Source organism: Rathayibacter sp. AY1A7, assembly GCF_002930845.1.
Lineage (GTDB): Bacteria > Actinomycetota > Actinomycetes > Actinomycetales > Microbacteriaceae > Rathayibacter.
Window position 1 is genome coordinate 1 of record NZ_PSTL01000007.1, and the last position, 17,417, is coordinate 17,417.

Below are 17,417 nucleotides of genomic sequence, written 5' to 3' on the forward strand. Positions count from 1 at the left end.
GGGCCTCGGCGACGTCATCGGCGACGGGTTCTGGGACCAGGCCGCGCAGCCTCTCCGCGAGCTCTCCGACTCGATCTTCCCCGGCATCCGGGACGGCCTCGAAGGCACCGCCTCGGCTCTCGGATCCTGGACCGCCTCGCTCGCGGAGGGCTTCCAGTCCTCCCTCTCTGGCGCAGCCCTTGAGCAGCTGTTCGGGCGGCTGAACGAGAGCATCGCGATCGCCTCGGGCGGCACGGGAGCTTTCACCTCGGCCCTCGTGGATCTGGGCCTCGTCGGCTCTGACTACCTCCCGCAGCTCGCGCAGTGGATCTCGGATCTCACCACCCGCTTCGGCGAGTTCGTCGGCGCGGCCGCCGAGGACGGGAGTCTGAAAGGCTGGATCGACGGCGGCATCACGGCCGCGCAGGAGCTCGGCTCGGTCCTGTTCTCGGCCGGGTCGATCATCTCCTCGATCGCTGACGCCGCGCAGGCAGCCGGTGGCGGCGGCCTGGCGACCCTCGCAAGCGGCCTCGCGGGTATCGCGGAGGCCGTCGCATCCTCGGGCGCTCAGGAGGCGCTGAGCACCTTGTTCGGCGGTGCGGCAGAGGGTGCCACCGGTCTCGCGACGGCCCTCGGCCCGATCGGGTCCTTCTTCGGCGTCCTCGCGCCGATCCTCGCCGACATTATGGGCGGCGTTGGCGCCGGCATCGGCGGACTGTTCTCGGAAGTCGCTGAAGCGCTCTCGGCCCCTGTCTTCACGACCGGCCTGACGGAGTTCTTCGACGGTCTGCTGGCCGGCATCGACGGCATCGGCCCCGCGCTCCCCGCTGTTGCGGAGGCCCTCGGCTCGTTCCTATCCTTCGGCGGCGAGCTCGCCTCTAACGTCGGTCCGCTGCTGGGCGAGGTGCTCACCCTTTTTGCGCCGCTGTTCACGACGATCCTGACGGAGCTCGAGCGCCTCCTCCCGGTCCTCGGTCCGGCGCTGGAGCAGATCCTCCGCGATCTCGTTCCCGCCCTCCTGCCGCTCATCTCGGAGCTCCTGCCCAAGCTCGTCGACCTGTTCATCGCCGCGGTCCCCGTGATCGTCGACGTCATCCGCGCGGTCTCCGAGCTGAAGCCAGTCCTCGACTTCCTCCTCGACGTTGTCGAGTTCGGGATCGGCCTGTGGACGGCGCTCCTGAAGGTCCTCGGCGACCCGACCGCGTTCAACGATCTGCAGGGCTTCATCAAGTCCGTCGACGGGCCGTTCGGGGACTTCATGCAATTCGCCTTCGACGCCGGCCAGCAGTTCGGGCAGACCGTCCGCGACATCGTCGACGGCTTCGCCGGCATGGTCGGCGACGGGATGGCGAACGTGCGGGACTTCGTGAACTCCGCCATCAGCTTCGTGAACACGGGCATCAGCGGCATCAACACGGCACTCTCCGGCCTCTCCGCGATCGGCCTCGACATCTCGATCCCGGGCATCCCGGAGCTCGCCGACGGCGCCACGATCAACCCCCGCGAAGGCGGCACCTTGGTCCGCGTCGCCGAAGCCGGCCGCGCAGAGTCCGTGGTCGACACAGGACTCCTCAACCGGCACCTGGCCGCGTCACTGCAGATGCAGCTCGCGCAGCAGTCGGCCACTCCGCCCGCGATCTACGTGCAGAACCCTTGGACTGCTGAGTACCACGAGGCGCGGATGGCGGATGTCTCCGACCGGCGGATCGGCAGCAGCAACGAGCGCCGGGACCAGGACACGTCGCGGGGCCGCTGGTAGGGTCCTACTGGGTAGCAGTCCTTCAGAGGGGGGCCTCGATCGTGCAGAATGACTGCATGGTCGAGGCTTCTTCTGTGTTCAACGTCCGGCAGGCGGCGAGGCGCATCAAGCGCGATCGCGTCACGGTCCAGCGGTGGCTCCGTGAGGGTCTCCCGCACGAGCGCCTCTCGGAGTACGACGTGCGGATCCGGGAGGACGACCTGACGCTGTGGCTGCGAACGAAGATCATGAACCAGCGGGCATCGCGGTTCGGGGAGCGTGCAGCGTGACCGCGTACTCGGTCCGTGGAGCTGCTCGGCGGGTGAAGCGGACCCGGACGACGGTTCAGAACTGGCTGCGCGAGGGGATGCCCCATCGCCGGCTCGGCACGCACCGTGTGGAGATCGACGAGGACGTCCTGACGGATTGGCTGCGCCGCAAGATCGTCGCGAACCCGTGCCGTCCGGGCGCCATGAACTACAACGCACGCCAGGAGCCGGTGACCGACCCGGTGACGGTCTTTCACGCCGCCTAAGCACTCCCGGACCCAAGGAGCCCCACAGGGTGCAAGAGGGCCGACAGGCGCGCCACCGCGGTCCGTTTCGCGCCCGGCGCTCCGACCGTCGCGATGTCGCGTCACCCTGGACGCATGACCACCAGCGAGCATCACCTCGTCACCGTGACCCGCCTCTGGGCGTCCGCGCCCGCCGTCGTCGGTATCTTCACGACCCGCGAGGCTGCCGAGACCGCTGTCCGAGACGCCCGGGGCGACGGCTCGAGCCCCGACAGCTACTCGATTGAGACGTGGTTGGGCATTCAGCACCTCGAGACCTGGCCTAGGAGCCGGTGACCGAGTCGCTCCGGGCCGAACGCGGCGCCTTCGCACCCTTCCGGGCCGGCATTAGTTCAGATCGCGAGATGCCCGTTCACTGGCGGCGTGGGGTATCAACCATTGGTGGTTCACCCGTACACTGAAGCCAGGTCAGCGAGAAGACATCCAGGGGACGTCTTCCCGGAGGGGGCATTTCCCCGAAGGGATAGCTGGCCGCCCTCTTACGACGCTCTTCCCCAGGGGAAGAACGTCCCGCGGCACGAAGGCTCGACGTACTCCTGGTACCACGTGCCTGAACGGCCCTCGACGTGGCGCTGAACAGCCCACAGCCCGTAGTCGGCCACCTGAAGACCCCAAGATGTACTCGCGTCCCACACGCAGAGGACGAACTTGCGATCTACCTGCGCGCAAACGTCTCGGAGCGCAGCTTCTGCCTCGCGCTGCCGCGCGTTGGTCCCCAGCGTCGCAACAACCACGACCAACGTGTCGCCTCGGTTAGACACCTGCTGGGCGATGTACTTGAAGTGCAGGAACCAGGCCATCTTGTAGAGGTACATCTCGCCGCGAGATCGCACGGTGTCGTACGCGTTGGCCTTCGCGAGGAACGTGCTGTCGAAGCGGGGCTGCTGCATCTTGACGGCCTGGAACATCGCGGTCCTCGTAGCCCAGGAGTCCTGCACTGCATGGAACCCCTTCGGAAGAGGCACGCCGGGACGTCCGCCCTGGCCCGCTGCCAGGGAAGCGCGCAGGGAAAGCCCACCCCAGAGCGCCTCAGGGTGGTCGGACCGGAAGACGGCGGTGCCAAATCCGAAGTAGGCGGACGCACCGGACTTAGTGCCGTAGTCGAGATTGCCCGTCTCGTCCGCGTAGATGTAGACGTTCCCCACACTGTCCCCTTGCCGTCGCTCTTCCTGCCATCCTCGCAGAGGCCACCAGGAGCCAGTGACGAAGCCGCTCTCGGCCCTTCACGCCGTCCGGTCACTGCAGGACGCTCGGGGCGCCTGAAGCGGGAGAAAGGCAATCATCGCGTCCCGACCGGATGGCTGTAGCCATAAGGTGAGCGACATGACAGCAGAGATGCGACGCGACATTGCGAGCTGGTGGCCTCGGCTGCCGGAGGACGTGCGATCAGAACTCGGCCAGAACCTAGACCGAGAGCCGATGAGCTCGAGCGCCGTCGTCGCAGTCACGGCCGCCCGTGGCTTCGGTCCCGCGGCGGTCACCTTCGTGGAGGCGGAACCCACCGAGCATCCCAGGTTCTTCCTCGCCCACGACGACTACGTATGGATCGCGGCGGCGACCGGGCAACTCAGAGATGACGGGCAGTTCCAGGCAGCGTTCCCGCATGACCCGGGCGCCATCGATCGAGCGGTGCCGGCCGACGACGAGGCGTTCAATCGGCAGTTCCCGCCGCCTGAGCGAGACATTCGCGACGTAGCGTTCTAGCCGTTCGGGTGATGGACCTGCATCGCTCCCTCAGTCCGCAGCGAGTCCGCAGGAGTCCCAATTCTTCGCCCTCAGCGCCAATCATCGGCTATCACTAGATCGCCGGAATGACGCCGATCCCGACCGCCCACCATCACCGCCAATCACTGGCGGAAAGTTCGAGCTGTACTACGGGGTCTGATCCCGCAGCACTGCCGAAGGGCCGTTCCTCCTCGGAGGGGCGGCCCTTCGCCGTCCCCGGCGCGCGGGCGTCAGCGGTAGGAGGGAGCGTCTCCCGCGGCCGGCCCGTAGAACAGGCGCTCGAAGACCGCGCGGGAGCGGCGGGTCACGCCGAGGTAGTCGTCCTCGAGTGCCGTCGCGGACCCGGCCGGATACTCGAGCAGGCGCGCGACGCCCTCGAGCTGCCGGCGGTCGGTCGGGAGGACGTCGCTGGTGCGGTTGCCCCAGAGCGTGGTGCCCGAGCGGACACGGGACGCGAGGATCCACGCGGCGCGCAGCCGATCCGCGTCCTGCGGGCCGATCATGCCCTCCTCCTCCGCGACCGCGAGGGCGGTGAGGGTCGAGGTCGTCCGGAGCGCCGGGGTCCGCCGCGCGTGCTGCAGCTGGAGGAGCTGCACCAGCCACTCGACGTCGCTCAGCGATCCACGGCCGAGCTTGAGGTGACGGCGGGGGTCGGCGCCCTGCGGCAGACGCTCGCTCTCGACCCGTGCCTTGATCCGCTTCACCTCGCGGATGTCGCGGTCGGAGACCGCTCCCGGGTAGCGGACCCCGTCAGCCAGCTCCTCGAAGTCCTCGATGAGCGCCTGGTCCCCCGCCACTCCCCGCGCCCGGAGCAGCGCCTGCGCCTCCCAGGTCAGCGACCAGCGGGCGTAGTAGGCGCGGTAGGAGTCGAGGGAGCGCACGAGGGGCCCGTTCTTGCCCTCGGGCCGCAGGTCGGCGTCGAGGTCGAGCGGCAGGCGGGAGTCCTCCGTGAGCCGGACCAGCTCGGCGACGACGAACTGCGAGTAGAGCTGGGCCTGGTGCGGCTCGGCGGTGCCGGGTCGCTGGACGTACATCACGTCGGCGTCGGAGCCGAAGCCCAGCTCCGCCCCTCCGTACCGGCCCATGCCGATGATCGCGAACTCCGCGTCGGCGCCGGGCCGGGTCGCACTGCCGCGCCGGATGGCGGCGAGCACGCCGCCCAGCAGTGCGCTGATGATGTCGGTGAGGCTGGTCGCGATCTCCTCGATCGAGCTGAGACCGAGCACGCCCCCCATGGCGGTCCGCAGCACCTCGCGCCGGCGCATCGAGCGGAGGACCGAGGCGACTGCGTCGGGCGTCTCGTGCCGGGCGAGCACGGCGCGCACCTCCTCGGCGAGCTGGGCGGCGCTGCGGGGGCGGAGGGCGTCGTCGTCCTCGAGCCAGGCCGCCGACTCCGGGATGCGGTCGAGCAGCTCGCCGACGAAGCGCGATCCGGAGAGCACCGTGGTGAGCCGTTTGGCGGCTCCGGACGAGTCGCGCAGCATCCGGAGGAACCAGGGCGTCCCGCCCAGTGCGTCGCTGAGGCGCCGGAACGCGAGCAGGCCGTAGTCGGGGTCCGGTCCGTCGGCGAACCACTGCAGCATCACCGGCACGAGGTGGCGCTGGATGCTCGCGCGGCGCGAGACGCCCGAGGTCATCGCGGCGATGTGGCCGAGCGCCCCGCGGGCGTCCGCGAAGCCGATGGCGGCGAGGCGCGCCTCTGCCTGGCCGGTGGACAGCTCGGCGCCGCCGTCGGAGAGCGCGGCGACCGCGGAGAGCAGCGGACGGTAGAACAGGCGCTCGTGCAGGCCCCGGACGCGGTGCTTGATCCCGTTCCAGACGCTCAGCAGCTCCTCCGCCGTACGGGCGAGCCCGCTGGAGCGGGCGAGGGTCCGCAGCTCGTGCTCGTCCCGCGGCATCAGGTGCGTACGCCGAAGGCGCCGCAGCTGGAGGCGGTGCTCGAGCAGCCGGAGTGCCCGGTAGTCCTGCGCGAACTCCTCGGCGGCGGAGCGGCCGATGTACCCGCGGTCGGCGAGGGCGCCCAGGGCGAGGAGGGTCCCGGGCATGCGGATCTCGTCGTCGGTCTGCCCGTGGACGAGCTGGAGCAGCTGCACCGTGAACTCGATGTCGCGCAGTCCGCCGGGCCCGAGCTTGATCTGGTAGTGGACGTCGTTCTGCGGGATGTTCTCGGTGACCCGCTCCCGCATCCGCTGCACCGACTCGACGAAGTTCTCGCGGGAGGCGCTCGACCAGACCTTGGGCGCGACCGCGTCGACGTACGCCCGCCCCAGCTCCTGGTCGCCGGCGAGCGGGCGCGCCTTGAGCAGCGCCTGGAACTCCCAGCTCTTCGCCCACCGGTCGTAGTAGGTGATGTGCGACTCGAGGGTGCGCACGAGCGCGCCCTGCTTGCCCTCCGGGCGCAGGTTCGGGTCGACCTCCCAGAGTTCCGGCTCCATCGCCAGCGCAGAGGTCCCGCGCATGAGGAGCACGGCGAGCCGGGTGGCGACGTCGATCGCACGGGCGTTCGTCAGCTCCTTCTCCGGGTCGCCCTCGGCGACGAAGATCACGTCGACGTCGCTGACGTAGTTGAGCTCGGACGCTCCCGCCTTGCCCATGCCGATGACGGCGAAGCGGGTGGCGGCGACCTCGTCCCGGCCGAAGCGGCCCGGGCCCGTGCCCTCGACCAGCTCGGTCCGCGCCACGGCGAGGGACGCCTCCAGCGCGGCTCCGGCGAGGTCGGCCAGCGCCCTCGTCACCCGGTCGATCGCCGCGACGGGGTCGGCTTGGCTCAGGTCGTGGACGACGATCCTGGTGAGGAGGCGGCGGTACCGCACGCGCAGCGCCGTCCAGCCCGCCTCCTCCCGGAGCGACGAGAAGCCGTCGACGGCGCCGACCGACTCGAGCAGCTCGGCCTTCATCTCGGCGCGCCCGGGGAGCGTGCGCACCGGCTCGAGCACGCTGGCCAGCTCGTCGGGCCGGCGCTGGAGGAAGTCGGCGAGGCCGGAGGAGGCCCCCACCACCAGAAGCAGCCGGGTCAGGGCCTCGTCGTCGGCGAGGACCGCGTCCATCCGGTCGCGGTGCCGCCGCAGCAGGTCGATCAGAGCGAGCAGCGCCTCGTCCGGGTCCGCCACCCGGGCGAAGGAGGGCAGCACCGACTCGAGCTGCCGCCCGGCCAGCTCCTCCGCCTCGGCCAGCCGTGCCCCGGTCTCGCCGAGCGCGGCGAAGCCGAGGCGTGCGACATCGCGGAGGGAGCGTTCGCGGGGCATGGCCGAGGCGTCAGAGCATCTCGAGATTGCTGCGCAGCTCGTACGGCGTGACCTGGGCGCGGTACTCGGCCCAATCCTTCCGCTTGTTGAGCAGCACGAAGTTGAACACCTGCTCGCCCAGCGTCTCGGCCACGAGCTCGGACTCCTCCATCAGCGAGATGGCGCGGTCGAGGCTGGCGGGCAGAGCGCCGTAGCCGAGCGCCCGGCGCTCCGCGTCCGAGAGGGCCCACACGTTGTCCTCGGCCTCGGCCGGGAGCTCGTAGCCCTCCTCGATGCCCTTGAGCCCGGCCGCCAGGAGCAGCGAGTACGCCAGGTAGGGGTTCGCCGCGGAGTCCAGCGCCCGGTACTCGATGCGCGACGACTGCCCCTTGTTGGGCTTGTAGAGCGGAACGCGCACGAGGGCGGACCGGTTGTTGTGGCCCCACGAGACGTAGCTGGGCGCCTCGTCGCCGCCCCAGAGCCGCTTGTAGGAGTTGACGAACTGGTTCGTCACGGCGGTGATCTCGGGGGCGTGCTTGAGCAGGCCCGCGATGAACTGACGGCCGAGCTTCGAGAGCTGGTACTGGGCGCCCTGCTCGTAGAACACGTTCACGTCGCCCTCGAAGAGCGAGAGATGCGTGTGCATGCCCGAGCCGGGGTGCCCGGAGAGCGGCTTCGGCATGAACGTCGCGTAGACGCCCTGCTCGATCGCCACCTCCTTGATCACGGTGCGGAAGGTCATGATGTTGTCGGCCGTGGTGAGCGCGTCCGCGTAGCGGAGGTCGATCTCGTTCTGGCCGGGGCCCGCCTCGTGGTGACTGAACTCGACCGAGATGCCCAGATCCTCCAGCATGCGCACGGAGCGGCGGCGGAAGTCGTGCGCCGTGCCTCCGGGGACGTTGTCGAAGTACCCGGCGGAGTCGACCGGCTCCGGACCCTCGGCGCCGAAGGACGACGACTTGAGGAGGTAGAACTCGATCTCGGGGTGCGTGTAGAAGGTGAACCCGCGCTCGGCCGCCTTCGCCAGCGTGCGCTTGAGCACGTTGCGCGGGTCGGCGACGGCGGGCTGGCCGTCGGGCGTCGTGATGTCGCAGAACATCCGCGCCGTCGGGTCGATCTCTCCGCGCCACGGGAGGATCTGGAAGGTCGACGGGTCCGGATGCGCGAGGACGTCGGCCTCGAAGGAGCGGGTGAGGCCCTCGATAGCGGAGCCGTCGAAGCCGAGCCCCTCCGCGAACGCGCCCTCCACCTCGGCCGGCGCGATCGCGACCGACTTCAGCGTGCCGACGACGTCGGTGAACCAGAGGCGAACGAATTTGATCCCTCGCTCTTCAATGGTGCGAAGAACGAAGTCCCGTTGCTTGTCCATCCAGACCCCTCCTGTTTCGACCCTCAGGCTACTGCCTCCGACCGGGGCCCGCGGGGCGCCCGAGGCGCGCCGTAGACTGGCGCCCATGTCAGCGCAGCCCGTGAAACGCGTTCGAACCCGCCACTTCCAGAACGCGAAGGACTCCGGTGTCCGCATCACCGGGCTGACCAGCTACGACCAGCTCACGGCGAAGATCTTCGACGACGCCGGGATCGACTTCCTCCTCGTGGGCGACTCCGCCGGCAACACGGTGCTCGGCTACGACACCACTCTGCCCGTCACCGTCGACGAGCTCATCCCGCTGGCGCGTGCCGTCGCCGGAGCCGTCGAGCGCGCCTTCGTCGTCGCCGACATGCCCTTCGGCTCCTACGAGTCGGGTGCCGACGACGCGCTGCACACGGCGTTCCGCTTCATGAAGGAGACGCACGCGCACGCGGTGAAGCTCGAGGGCGGGGTCCGCTCCGCCGAGCAGATCCGGCGCATCGTCGAGGCGGGCATCCCCGTGATGGCGCACATCGGCTTCACGCCGCAGAGCGAGCACGGGCTCGGCGGCCACATGGTCCAGGGGCGCGGCGAGGGCATCGAGCAGCTGCTCGCCGACGCGCGAGCCGTCCAGGAGGCCGGGGCGTTCGCCGTCGTCCTCGAGATGGTGCCCGCGGACGCGGCACGTCAGGTGACGGAGGAGCTGCGCATCCCGACGATCGGAGTCGGAGCGGGACCGCACGTCGACGGACAGCTGCTCGTGTGGACGGATTTCGCCGGATTCACCACCGGCCGCATCCCCCGCTTCGTGAAGCAGTACGCGGATCTGCGCGGCGTGCTCACCGGAGCGGTCACCGCGTACCGGGACGACGTGGAGTCCGGCGCCTACCCCGGCGCCGAGCACAGCTACGAGTAGCCGCGGTCAGCGGTCCTCGGCGGCGTCCTCCTCGGCCCACTTGCGGCTGTTCTCGTGCAGCCGCTCGAGGGCGTGCTCCGCCTCCTCGCGAGAGGAGAAGGGTCCCACCCGGTCGACGGAGGGGGACACGAATCCCTGCTCCACCGTGCCGGCCTTGAGGTTGTACCACCAGGAGTTCGCGTCGCCGTCAGCCATGCCGCGATCCTACGCCGCAGCCCGCGTCGGTCCGCACCCCCGCCCTTCGCTAGCATGGCCGCTATGACTGCTGCGGCGACCGCCATCGGGATCGACATCGGGGGAACGGGCATCAAGGGGGCCTCGGTGGACCTGGCCGCGGGCACCCTGCTCAGCGACCGGATGAAGCTCGCCACTCCCCCGGGCGGCACGCCGAAGGACATCGTCGCCACCGTCCAGCAGATCCTCGAGAAGATCCCGGACCTGCCCTCGGACACCCCGGTCGGCATCTGCTTCCCCGCCGTCGTCGTCCACGGACGGACGATGTCGGCGGCGAACGTGTCGGACGAGTGGATCGGCCTCGAGGCCGAGAAGCTGTTCGAGGACGCGATCGGCCGGAACATCTTCTTCGTCAACGACGCCGATGCGGCGGGCTACGCCGAGTCGCGCTTCGGAGCGGCGAAGGACAAGGAGGGCCTGGTCATCATGACCACCCTCGGCACCGGCATCGGGACGGCGCAGATCCACGACGGGATCCTCATCCCCAACGCTGAGCTCGGCCACCTCGAGATCCACGGCGGCGACTACGAGAAGAAGGCCTCGTTCGCCGCCAAGGAGCGCGACGACCTCGACTACAAGCACTGGGCGAAGCGCCTGCAGCGCTACTACTCCCACCTCGAGGCGCTGCTCTGGCCCGATCTCTTCATCGTCGGCGGCGGCATCTCCAAGCACCACGACGAGTTCCTCCCGCTGCTCGACCTGCGCACCCCGATCATCCCGGCGGCGCTCCGCAACAACGCCGGCATCCTCGGCGCGGCCGCGCTCGCAGGGCGGGGCTGAGTCTTTTTCCTCGGCGGTCCCCGCCCGCCGAGGCGCGGTCGGCCTCGGGAGGTGACGCGTTCCGGGGAGCGGGGTGCGGACGGCTACGGCGAAACGCCGGCACGCGTTTCGCCGGTTCGCCTGGTGCGTGGCGCCGTGGCGCACGGACGTGATCGGACCTTCGGGGTCCAGCGGTCGCGGTGAGCCACGACGGGGCGGGGGCACCTGGTCCTCGGCGGCGATCCGCAGCGGCGTCTCAGGACCGTCCTCCGGGATCGGCGCCTGCCGGACGTCGTGCTGCACCGCTTCGTCCGCAGGAGGCAGCGCGAGAGACGGACCGCGCCAGTCCTGTCGAGTGGCGGCGCAAGGATGTATCGAGACCCGGGAACCGCCACGGCAGGCCGTCGCGCTGCCTGCGGGCGGGAGCGCGAGCTCGGCGACCGGCGGAGACGCGAGATGCCCCGCCGGGGCGGGGCATCTCGTGGCGAAGGGGTCGGCTGATACGCCGGGTTCTGTTCACGCCGCGCCTCTCGGCGGGCGCTGGACGGCCATCTCTCTCGGAGCCACGTCGCCGTGACCCTCCAGCGGTCTACCCGAGGACCCGACGAGCAGCCGCATCGTCCTCTGTCTGACCTTGCTCCGGGCGAGGTTTACCGAGCGGACAGGATCACTCCGGCCCCTGGTGGTCTCTTACACCACCGTTTCACCCTTACCGCCGGCCGGAGCCGACGGCGGTCTGTTCTCTGTGGCACTGTCTCGCGGGTCGCCCCGGGTGGGTGTTGCCCACCGCCCTGCTCTGCGGAGCCCGGACGTTCCTCGGCACCACGGCTCTCGCCGCGGTGACGCGACCGTCTTGCCGGCCCATTCGCCCGTCCAGTGTACGGCTCAGGCGAGGGTGGACTCCTCGCCGCGCACCAGGATGCAGCCGCTGTCGGGGCAGAGGACGACCTCGTCGGGAGCGGAGGCGCGGATCCAGGAGAGGTCCGACTCGGTGAGGGCCACGCCGCTCCCCTCCGACACCTTCCCGCGGAGGAGGGCCGCGCCGACTCCGTAGCGGGCGCGCTGCTTCTCGTACAGCTCGACCAGGTCCTCCGGAAGGGTCGTCACCAGGTCCGCCCGGTCCCGGGCGAGCGCCTCCTGCTTGTCGCGGAGCTTCTCGGCCTGCGCGTCGCGCTCCTCGGCGAGGGTCCCGAGCGAGGCGACGACCTCGTCGCGCTCGGCCTGAGCCGCGGCGACCTCGGACTCGATGCCCTCGATCCGCTCCATCAGGGTCAGCTCGATGTCCTCGAGGTCTCCCCGTCGCTTCACGAGGGAGGTGATCTCGCTCTCGAGCGCGGCGATGTCCTTGGCCGCGGAGGCGGTCTGCAGGCGGTCGCGATCGCGGGTGAGCCGCTTCTCGACCACGCCGACGTCGGACTCGATGCGCCCGAGCTCGGTGCGCACGTCCTCGAGGCGCCCTGTGCGCTCGGCGAGGGAGCGGCGGGTCTCGTTGTCGCGGGCCTGCATCGCCTGGATCCGCGCGATCTGCGGGAGCGTCGCGAGGGCGTGGCGCAGCTGCGCGCCCCTCGTGTCCAGACTCGCCAGAGTCAGGAGTTCGCGCTGGTGTGCGGGGCTGGCTTTCACGTGGCGGTCCTCGTTCCCGGCGCGCAGTACGGGCGCGCCGCGTCCATTCTCCCGTGCCCGCGGCGGGTCAGTGCACGATCGCGAAATCCCACGGGTCGGTGCGGGTCTCGCTCACCTCGACGGTGACCGTGGGCAGGGCCTCCCGCAGCGCGGTCGCGGCGACGTCGAGCCACAGCCACTCGCTCGCCCAGTGCGAGACGTCGATGAGGGCGGGGCCGGTGCCGTGCAGGGCCTTCTCGCGCGCCTCGGAGGCCGGGTGGTGCCGGAGGTCGGCGGTGATGAAGACGTCGCTCGTGCGGACGGCGGGGGCGTCCAGGAGCGAGTCCCCCGCTCCCCCGCAGAGCGACACGCGGCGCACGGGCGTCTCGTAGGCGCCCGCGGCCCGCACTCCCCCTGCGGTGGCCGGCAGGAGCTCGGCCACGGCTCCGGCCAGGCGTCCGAGCGTCACCTCCTCGGGCAGGTCGCCCACTCGGCCGAGCCCGACCGACGGGTCGGCGCCCGGGACGAGCGGAGTCGCGCCGGTCAGGCCGAGGCGGGTGGCGATCACGTCCGAGACCCCGTCCGCGACGATGTCGGCGTTCGTGTGGGCCGAGATCAGTGCGCAGCCGCCCCGGATGAGGTCCGCGAGCAGGCGGCCCTTGTAGCCGTCCTCGGCGATCGAGGTGACGCCGCGCAGCAGCAGCGGGTGGTGCGCGACCAGGAGCTGGTATCCGCCGTCGACGGCCTCCGCGACGGTGTCGGAGACCACGTCGACCGTGAGCAGGATCCGCTCCACCGCGGCGTCGGGGTCGCCGGTGACCAGGCCGGGCGCGTCCCAGCTCTCGGCGGCCGCCTCCGGCCAGAGACGGTCGATGACGGCATGGACGTCGCGCAGTGAGGGCATGCGTCCAGGGTAGGGCCGCTCAGCGCGGGTGGTCGGTCTCCACGGCGCGGATCGCGGCGTCTGCGTCGGCCGCCGCGTCGAGGTCGGCTCGCAGGTGGTCGTCCGACTCCGGCACGCGGACGGTGATGCCGCTGTACCGCTCGATCTCGATCAGGCCCGCGACTCCGGAGGCGGCGAGCACGTGGCCGCCGATCCCGCCGGTGGTGTCGACGACGTGCGTGTGCAGGCCGGCGACGCTGATCCCCTGGAACGGCTGCGGGCCGACGAAGCCCAGCAGCGTGCCCTCGACGCCGGTCGGCCGGACCTCGTGCTGGTCGCGCATCGCGTCCGCCGGGCGGCGGTAGGGCTCCGCCCGCGCGATCGGCCGGCGCAGGGTCGGGGTCTCCGCCCGCGCGCGCAGGCGGACGCCGACGAAGACGTCCGGAGTGGGCACGAGCGAGCGCACTGCGGCCAGTCTGCCGAGCGGCGCGATCGGGAGCCGTCGCGGCGCACGGTCGGTGGTCCGTGCTTGCCTGGGGACCATGAACGAGTACCTGCCCTGGGCCGTCGCGGCCGCCCTGCTCCTGGCCCTCCTCATCACGGTCGTCGTCGGCCGCCGACGGCGCACTGCGGCGGGAGCGGCGGCGGAGCAGGCCGCGAAGGAGGCCTCGGAGGAGCACCAGCGAACGATCACCGAGCGCGACCGGAGCCACGAGGCGGCGCTGAAGGCATTGACGGGCGCGCGCGACGCCGAGCGCGACCTCAGTCGGACCGAGCTCGAGACGGCGCAGGAGGAGGCCGAGCAGACCCGTGACGCCCTCGCGCGGACCTGGAGGAGCGAGGCCGTCTCGCACACCCTGATCCGGGAGGCGTGCGCCTCGGCGGGGCTGTCCGGCGTCCTCGCCACGAACGTCGTCTTCGTACCGGTCGACGCGCGCACGACGCGCCGCTTCCTCGCGCAGATCGACCATCTGCTGCTCACCCGGCACGGCGCGCTCATCATCGAGGCCAAGTACTGGCAGGGGGTCGTCTTCGACGGCGTGCGACCCGGTACTGTCCACCCCTCCTACGGCGTCCTCCTCGACGAGGACGCCCTGCCCGAGGCCTTCGCGGTTCAGATCGCACCGGGGACGGTGTCGCGGTGGACGGTGCGCACGCATGTCGAGCAGCACGTCCCCGCCCGGCAGGTCCGGATCCAGGCCGCGAGGCTCAAGGAGTACCTGGCCCTGAACGGTCTGCCCACGCCGTGGTTCGAGACGGCCGTGCTCTACAGCCACCCCGACGTCAGGACGTACGCGCCCGGATGGCAGGGCACGGGAGCGGCACGGACGAGGATCGTGACGGGAGTCGACGAGCTGACGGACGCTCTGGCCGATCTCGCACGGCGCCCGGGCACCACGATCGGGGAGGACGCCTGGGGCGAGCTCTCCGGATTCCTCGCCGGATGCGGCGGCCATGTGGAGCCGGTCGGGCCGACCCGTGCGTGACCAGCAGGGGGACCCGGTGGCCGGACGGGCACGGTCCTGGCTGGCCTGACCGGCCTGAGCCGGACAGGACGGCGCCGGACAGGACGACGCCAGACCCTGTAACGCCGGGAACGACGAAGGTCCGCACTCCCGAAGGAGTGCGGACCTGTTCGGTGGATCCGAGGGGATTCGAACCCCTGACCCCCTGCATGCCATGCAGGTGCGCTACCAGCTGCGCCACGGACCCATGTTCTGTTCTGTCTTGCTTCGTACTGCCTTTCGCTGTCTCCGCCCGGCGGAAGCAACTCGAATAAACTACAACACGATTCGCGTGAAGTGAAATCGAGCGCTGTCGCCGGGCGTGTTCGTCAGTTCGAGGCCGTCGACGTGTCGACGGCGACGGGCTGCTCGAGGGTGAACGGCACCGTCGGGCAGTCCTTCCAGAGGCGCTCGAGCGAGTAGTACATGCGGTCCTCCTCGTGGAAGACGTGCACGACGAGGTCGCCGAAGTCGAGGAGGATCCAGCGGCCCTCCGCACGGCCCTCGCGGCGCAGCAGCTTGGCGCCGGAGTCGTTCAGGCGGTCCTCCACCTCGTTCGCGATCGCGACCACGTTGCGCTCGGAGCGGCCGGTGGCGAGGAGGAAGATGTCGACCAGCGGCAGCGGCCCCGAGACGTCGAGGGCGACGAGGTCCTCACCGCCCTTGGAGTCGGCGGCGGTGGCCGCGAGCTGGAGCAGGGCGCGGGCGGAATCGGTCGCAGTCATGAAGCCTTCAGTGTCGGTGGTGGAGATCAGAAGATGTTGAGCACGAAGCCGCCGATGAACAGCGCGATCGCGCCGACCAGCAGGACGGCCGCGGTGATCGCGAGGACCACCGGGACGCTCACGCCCGCGCGCTTCTGCGGCGCGATCATCGAAGTGCCGGCGGCGTGGGTGGAGACGGCGCTGGACGCCCGGACCGGCTCGGACTCGCCGACGGGCTGCTCGCGGTCGATGCGGTCGACGTAGCGGTCCACATCGGGCGAGTCGTAGAGGTTCGGGTGCTGGCCCGTGGAGCCGAGGCTGCGCGGGAGGTCGAACGAGCCGGTGACGAGGATCTCCCCCGTGTCCGTGCCGACGGTCGCGCCGGGACCCGTGGTCGGCAGGATCAGCGCGTTGGTGGTGGTGACGGCACCGGTGGCGGCGACTCCGCTCGCGATGAGGGAGTCGAACGAGGCGTCCACCTCCTCCTTCGACTTGCTGTCGAGCTCCTCGGTGATGGCGAGGTGCTCGATCGGCGGCTCGAAGCTCCCGGTGATCTCGGTGGCCTTCTCGTCGGCGATGTCGAGGGATCCGCCCACCGACGCGAAGAGCGCGGTGTTCAGATGCGGCTGCTCGGGCTGCTCGCCGGCCGTCGGCTGCTCGTCGTCCGCGTCCCGCTCGTCGGAGGCGTCCGCGGACGGCGTCTCGTCGTCGGAGGAGGAGCTCTCGATCTCGGCCTCGTGCACCTCGGCCGCGCCGGCGTCCGCGGTCGCATCGGTGGCGGACTCGTCCGCCTCCTCCTCGGACGCCTCGGGGGCGTCCTCGGTGACGACGTCCTCGTCGCCCTCCGGCTCCTGCTCCGCTGCACCCTCGGGCACCGGCTCCGCATCACGGGACTCGTCGGCCGCCTCGATCACGGGGACCGCCCCGGTCGGCGGGAGCGCCGAGGCGCGCTCCAGGGCGCCCTCGACGTCGTCTGAGCGCTCGTCGTCGGACCGCTCCTCGTCGGCGGGCGGCTCCGCCTCCGGGGCGGCGGCGACCTTCTCCGCCTGCTGCTGCGCCAGCAGTGCGCGCAGCTCCCGACGGGTCAGCTGGCGGCCCGTGGCGTTCTCGGTGGCGACGATCTCCATCGAGGAGGTGCGCAGGTCGGGCTCGCTCGCGGGGCTCGGCTCGACGGGGGTGATCCGCAGGGCCTGGGTGGGGGTCAGCACCGGCATGTCGCCGGCGGTGGTGGCGGTCGCGGTGGCAGCCCGGCGGGACGTCGTCGGAACGGCGGCGGTCGTGGCCGCACCGGCCTCGCGCCTCTCGCGCTCGCGGATCTCGCGCCGGGTGAGCGGCTTCTCCTCGGGCTGAACTGTCATGACGTGCTCCGATACAGGTGGTGCTTCGAGATGTACTGGACGACACCGTCGGGAACCAGGTACCAGACCGGATGACCCCGGTTGACGCGGCTCCGACAGTCGGTCGAGGAGATCGCCAGTGCCGGAATCTCCAACAAGGATACGTCCTGGGCCGGCAATCCCGAAACGTTGAGGACGTGCCCCGGCCGGCTGACGGCGACGAAGTGGGCCAGCTCCCACAGCTCGTCGTAGTCCTTCCAGCTCAGGATCTGAGCGACCGCGTCCGCGCCGGTGATGAAGAACAGCTCGGCGTCGGGGTGCGCGGCGTGGATGTCGCGCAGGGTGTCGATCGTGTAGGTCGTGCCGATCCGGTCCACGTCGACGCGGCTGACGGTGAAGCGCGGGTTCGACGCCGTCGCGATCACCGTCATCAGGTACCGGTGCTCGGCGGAGGTCACCGTCTTCTTGTGCCACGGCTGGCCGGTGGGCACGAAGACGACCTCGTCCAGGTCGAACGACTGGGCCACCTCGGAGGCGGCGACCAGGTGACCGTGGTGGATCGGGTCGAAGGTGCCGCCCATGACGCCGATGCGCGGACGCCGCGGGCCTCCGCTCGCGGCGGACGTCACGATCGCTGGGCTCCCCGCCTAGTGTCCGTGACCGTGCTGGTCGTGGGAGCCGGCGCCGGTCTTGTGCGAGTGGCGGTTCGCCACGTCGCGGTAGCTCCAGGTGACGAAGCCGAGGGCCGTGAAGGCGACGGCGGCGATCAGGCCGAAGACGATCGGGGGGAACGGCAGCTCCGTGTGGGCCGCTGCTTCGGCGAGGACGGTCGTCGCGAGGGACATGCAGTGCTCCTTGGAGGTCGTGGTCGCCCCGGCGGGGCTCC

General features: G+C 70.8%; 19 protein-coding genes, 1 tRNA gene and 1 other RNA gene. 8 read left to right on the top strand and 13 right to left on the bottom strand.

From position 1 onward, the window contains the following. The 4 genes from C5B95_RS17440 to C5B95_RS07470 form a co-directional block, all read left to right on the top strand. Nucleotides 1-1,738, top strand: a 1,738-nt coding sequence (locus tag C5B95_RS17440; protein ID WP_219813831.1) for a hypothetical protein, incomplete at its 5' end; no start/stop codon positions are given. A 56-nt stretch (nt 1,739-1,794) separates the two neighbouring features. Further along, the gene (locus C5B95_RS07460; protein WP_104348860.1) at nt 1,795-2,007 is read left to right on the top strand and encodes a hypothetical protein; all 213 of its coding nucleotides are present in this window, start codon (nt 1,795-1,797) and stop codon (nt 2,005-2,007) included. Beyond that, a complete protein-coding gene (locus tag C5B95_RS07465) occupies nt 2,004-2,252 on the top strand; it encodes a hypothetical protein (protein WP_181068028.1) in 249 nt (82 codons plus the stop codon). Before C5B95_RS07460 ends, C5B95_RS07465 begins: the two co-directional genes overlap by 4 nt. Before the next feature lie 114 nt (nt 2,253-2,366). After that, entirely contained in the window at nt 2,367-2,567 is a 201-nt protein-coding gene (locus C5B95_RS07470) for a hypothetical protein (protein ID WP_104348862.1), read from the top strand. Nucleotides 2,568-2,770: 203 nt separating this feature from the next. Here the strand turns inward: C5B95_RS07470 and C5B95_RS07475 are convergent, their stop codons facing one another. Continuing rightward, the gene (locus C5B95_RS07475; protein ID WP_104348863.1) at nt 2,771-3,436 is read right to left on the bottom strand and encodes a DUF3800 domain-containing protein; all 666 of its coding nucleotides are present in this window, start codon (nt 3,434-3,436) and stop codon (nt 2,771-2,773) included. A 178-nt stretch (nt 3,437-3,614) separates the two neighbouring features. On the opposite strand from C5B95_RS07475, the gene C5B95_RS07480 reads away from it, so the two are divergent. Then, entirely contained in the window at nt 3,615-3,995 is a 381-nt protein-coding gene (locus C5B95_RS07480) for a hypothetical protein (RefSeq protein WP_146076540.1), read from the top strand. A 251-nt stretch (nt 3,996-4,246) separates the two neighbouring features. Here C5B95_RS07480 and C5B95_RS07485 read toward each other — a convergent pair whose 3' ends face one another. Next, on the bottom strand, nt 4,247-7,261 hold the full coding sequence (locus tag C5B95_RS07485; RefSeq protein ID WP_104335685.1) for a bifunctional [glutamine synthetase] adenylyltransferase/[glutamine synthetase]-adenylyl-L-tyrosine phosphorylase: 3,015 nt from the start codon (nt 7,259-7,261) through the stop codon (nt 4,247-4,249). 10 nt (nt 7,262-7,271) lie between these two features. Continuing rightward, nucleotides 7,272-8,609 carry a glutamine synthetase family protein gene (locus tag C5B95_RS07490; RefSeq protein WP_068253236.1) on the bottom strand — a complete coding sequence of 446 codons (1,338 nt, stop codon included), beginning with the start codon at nt 8,607-8,609 and terminating at the stop codon, nt 7,272-7,274. A gap of 85 nt (nt 8,610-8,694) precedes the next feature. On the opposite strand from C5B95_RS07490, the gene panB reads away from it, so the two are divergent. Continuing rightward, nucleotides 8,695-9,507 carry a 3-methyl-2-oxobutanoate hydroxymethyltransferase gene (gene panB, locus C5B95_RS07495; protein WP_104226711.1) on the top strand — a complete coding sequence of 271 codons (813 nt, stop codon included), beginning with the start codon at nt 8,695-8,697 and terminating at the stop codon, nt 9,505-9,507. Nucleotides 9,508-9,513: 6 nt separating this feature from the next. On the opposite strand, the gene C5B95_RS07500 is transcribed toward panB, so the two are convergent. Beyond that, nucleotides 9,514-9,702, bottom strand: coding sequence for an SPOR domain-containing protein (locus C5B95_RS07500; protein ID WP_104223671.1), 189 nt, complete (start codon nt 9,700-9,702; stop codon nt 9,514-9,516). Between the two features lie 63 nt (nt 9,703-9,765). Between C5B95_RS07500 and ppgK the strand changes: the two genes are divergently transcribed. Further along, nucleotides 9,766-10,521: a polyphosphate--glucose phosphotransferase gene (gene ppgK, locus C5B95_RS07505; protein WP_104239180.1), complete on the top strand. Its 756-nt coding sequence runs from the start codon at nt 9,766-9,768 to the stop codon at nt 10,519-10,521. A gap of 464 nt (nt 10,522-10,985) precedes the next feature. Here the strand turns inward: ppgK and rnpB are convergent. From rnpB to C5B95_RS17445, 4 genes are all read right to left on the bottom strand, one after another. Then, nucleotides 10,986-11,364: RNase P RNA component class A (gene rnpB, locus C5B95_RS07510), an RNA gene on the bottom strand. Between the two features lie 21 nt (nt 11,365-11,385). Next, nucleotides 11,386-12,123 carry a zinc ribbon domain-containing protein gene (locus C5B95_RS07515; RefSeq protein WP_104239181.1) on the bottom strand — a complete coding sequence of 246 codons (738 nt, stop codon included), beginning with the start codon at nt 12,121-12,123 and terminating at the stop codon, nt 11,386-11,388. Between the two features lie 67 nt (nt 12,124-12,190). Next, entirely contained in the window at nt 12,191-13,006 is an 816-nt protein-coding gene (locus C5B95_RS07520) for a Nif3-like dinuclear metal center hexameric protein (RefSeq protein ID WP_104223674.1), read from the bottom strand. Between the two features lie 19 nt (nt 13,007-13,025). Then, nucleotides 13,026-13,451, bottom strand: coding sequence for an acetolactate decarboxylase (locus C5B95_RS17445; RefSeq protein WP_181068029.1), 426 nt, complete (start codon nt 13,449-13,451; stop codon nt 13,026-13,028). Nucleotides 13,452-13,527: 76 nt separating this feature from the next. On the opposite strand from C5B95_RS17445, the gene C5B95_RS07530 reads away from it, so the two are divergent. Next, entirely contained in the window at nt 13,528-14,472 is a 945-nt protein-coding gene (locus C5B95_RS07530; RefSeq protein WP_104348865.1) for a nuclease-related domain-containing protein, read from the top strand. A 153-nt stretch (nt 14,473-14,625) separates the two neighbouring features. Here C5B95_RS07530 and C5B95_RS07535 read toward each other — a convergent pair. The 5 genes from C5B95_RS07535 to C5B95_RS07555 form a co-directional block, all read right to left on the bottom strand. After that, nucleotides 14,626-14,698: transfer RNA gene (locus tag C5B95_RS07535), tRNA-Ala, on the bottom strand. A 121-nt stretch (nt 14,699-14,819) separates the two neighbouring features. After that, nucleotides 14,820-15,215, bottom strand: coding sequence for a ribosome silencing factor (rsfS, locus tag C5B95_RS07540; RefSeq protein ID WP_104348866.1), 396 nt, complete (start codon nt 15,213-15,215; stop codon nt 14,820-14,822). 26 nt (nt 15,216-15,241) lie between these two features. Next, nucleotides 15,242-16,552 carry a hypothetical protein gene (locus C5B95_RS07545; RefSeq protein ID WP_104348867.1) on the bottom strand — a complete coding sequence of 437 codons (1,311 nt, stop codon included), beginning with the start codon at nt 16,550-16,552 and terminating at the stop codon, nt 15,242-15,244. Then, nucleotides 16,549-17,160 carry a nicotinate-nucleotide adenylyltransferase gene (nadD, locus tag C5B95_RS07550; protein WP_104223678.1) on the bottom strand — a complete coding sequence of 204 codons (612 nt, stop codon included), beginning with the start codon at nt 17,158-17,160 and terminating at the stop codon, nt 16,549-16,551. The genes C5B95_RS07545 and nadD overlap by 4 nt, the downstream gene beginning before the upstream one ends. An 18-nt stretch (nt 17,161-17,178) precedes the next feature. Next, on the bottom strand, nt 17,179-17,376 hold the full coding sequence (locus tag C5B95_RS07555) for a hypothetical protein (protein WP_104223679.1): 198 nt from the start codon (nt 17,374-17,376) through the stop codon (nt 17,179-17,181). Nucleotides 17,377-17,417: the final 41 nt, after the last annotated feature.

Excerpts from the sequence above, each read along its gene's own strand:
- C5B95_RS07500 (WP_104223671.1), bottom strand. The coding sequence starts at position 9,702 with ATGGCTGACGGCGACGCGAACTCCTGGTGGTACAACCTCAAGGCCGGC.
- C5B95_RS07485 (WP_104335685.1), bottom strand. The coding sequence starts at position 7,261 with ATGCCCCGCGAACGCTCCCTCCGCGATGTCGCACGCCTCGGCTTCGCC.
- C5B95_RS07555 (WP_104223679.1), bottom strand. The coding sequence starts at position 17,376 with ATGTCCCTCGCGACGACCGTCCTCGCCGAAGCAGCGGCCCACACGGAG.
- panB (WP_104226711.1), top strand. The coding sequence starts at position 8,695 with ATGTCAGCGCAGCCCGTGAAACGCGTTCGAACCCGCCACTTCCAGAAC.
- C5B95_RS07545 (WP_104348867.1), bottom strand. The coding sequence starts at position 16,552 with ATGACAGTTCAGCCCGAGGAGAAGCCGCTCACCCGGCGCGAGATCCGC.
- C5B95_RS07520 (WP_104223674.1), bottom strand. The coding sequence starts at position 13,006 with ATGCCCTCACTGCGCGACGTCCATGCCGTCATCGACCGTCTCTGGCCG.
- C5B95_RS07480 (WP_146076540.1), top strand. The coding sequence starts at position 3,615 with ATGACAGCAGAGATGCGACGCGACATTGCGAGCTGGTGGCCTCGGCTG.
- C5B95_RS07530 (WP_104348865.1), top strand. The coding sequence starts at position 13,528 with ATGAACGAGTACCTGCCCTGGGCCGTCGCGGCCGCCCTGCTCCTGGCC.
- C5B95_RS07470 (WP_104348862.1), top strand. The coding sequence starts at position 2,367 with ATGACCACCAGCGAGCATCACCTCGTCACCGTGACCCGCCTCTGGGCG.
- ppgK (WP_104239180.1), top strand. The coding sequence starts at position 9,766 with ATGACTGCTGCGGCGACCGCCATCGGGATCGACATCGGGGGAACGGGC.
- C5B95_RS07490 (WP_068253236.1), bottom strand. The coding sequence starts at position 8,609 with ATGGACAAGCAACGGGACTTCGTTCTTCGCACCATTGAAGAGCGAGGG.
- rsfS (WP_104348866.1), bottom strand. The coding sequence starts at position 15,215 with ATGACTGCGACCGATTCCGCCCGCGCCCTGCTCCAGCTCGCGGCCACC.
- C5B95_RS07460 (WP_104348860.1), top strand. The coding sequence starts at position 1,795 with ATGGTCGAGGCTTCTTCTGTGTTCAACGTCCGGCAGGCGGCGAGGCGC.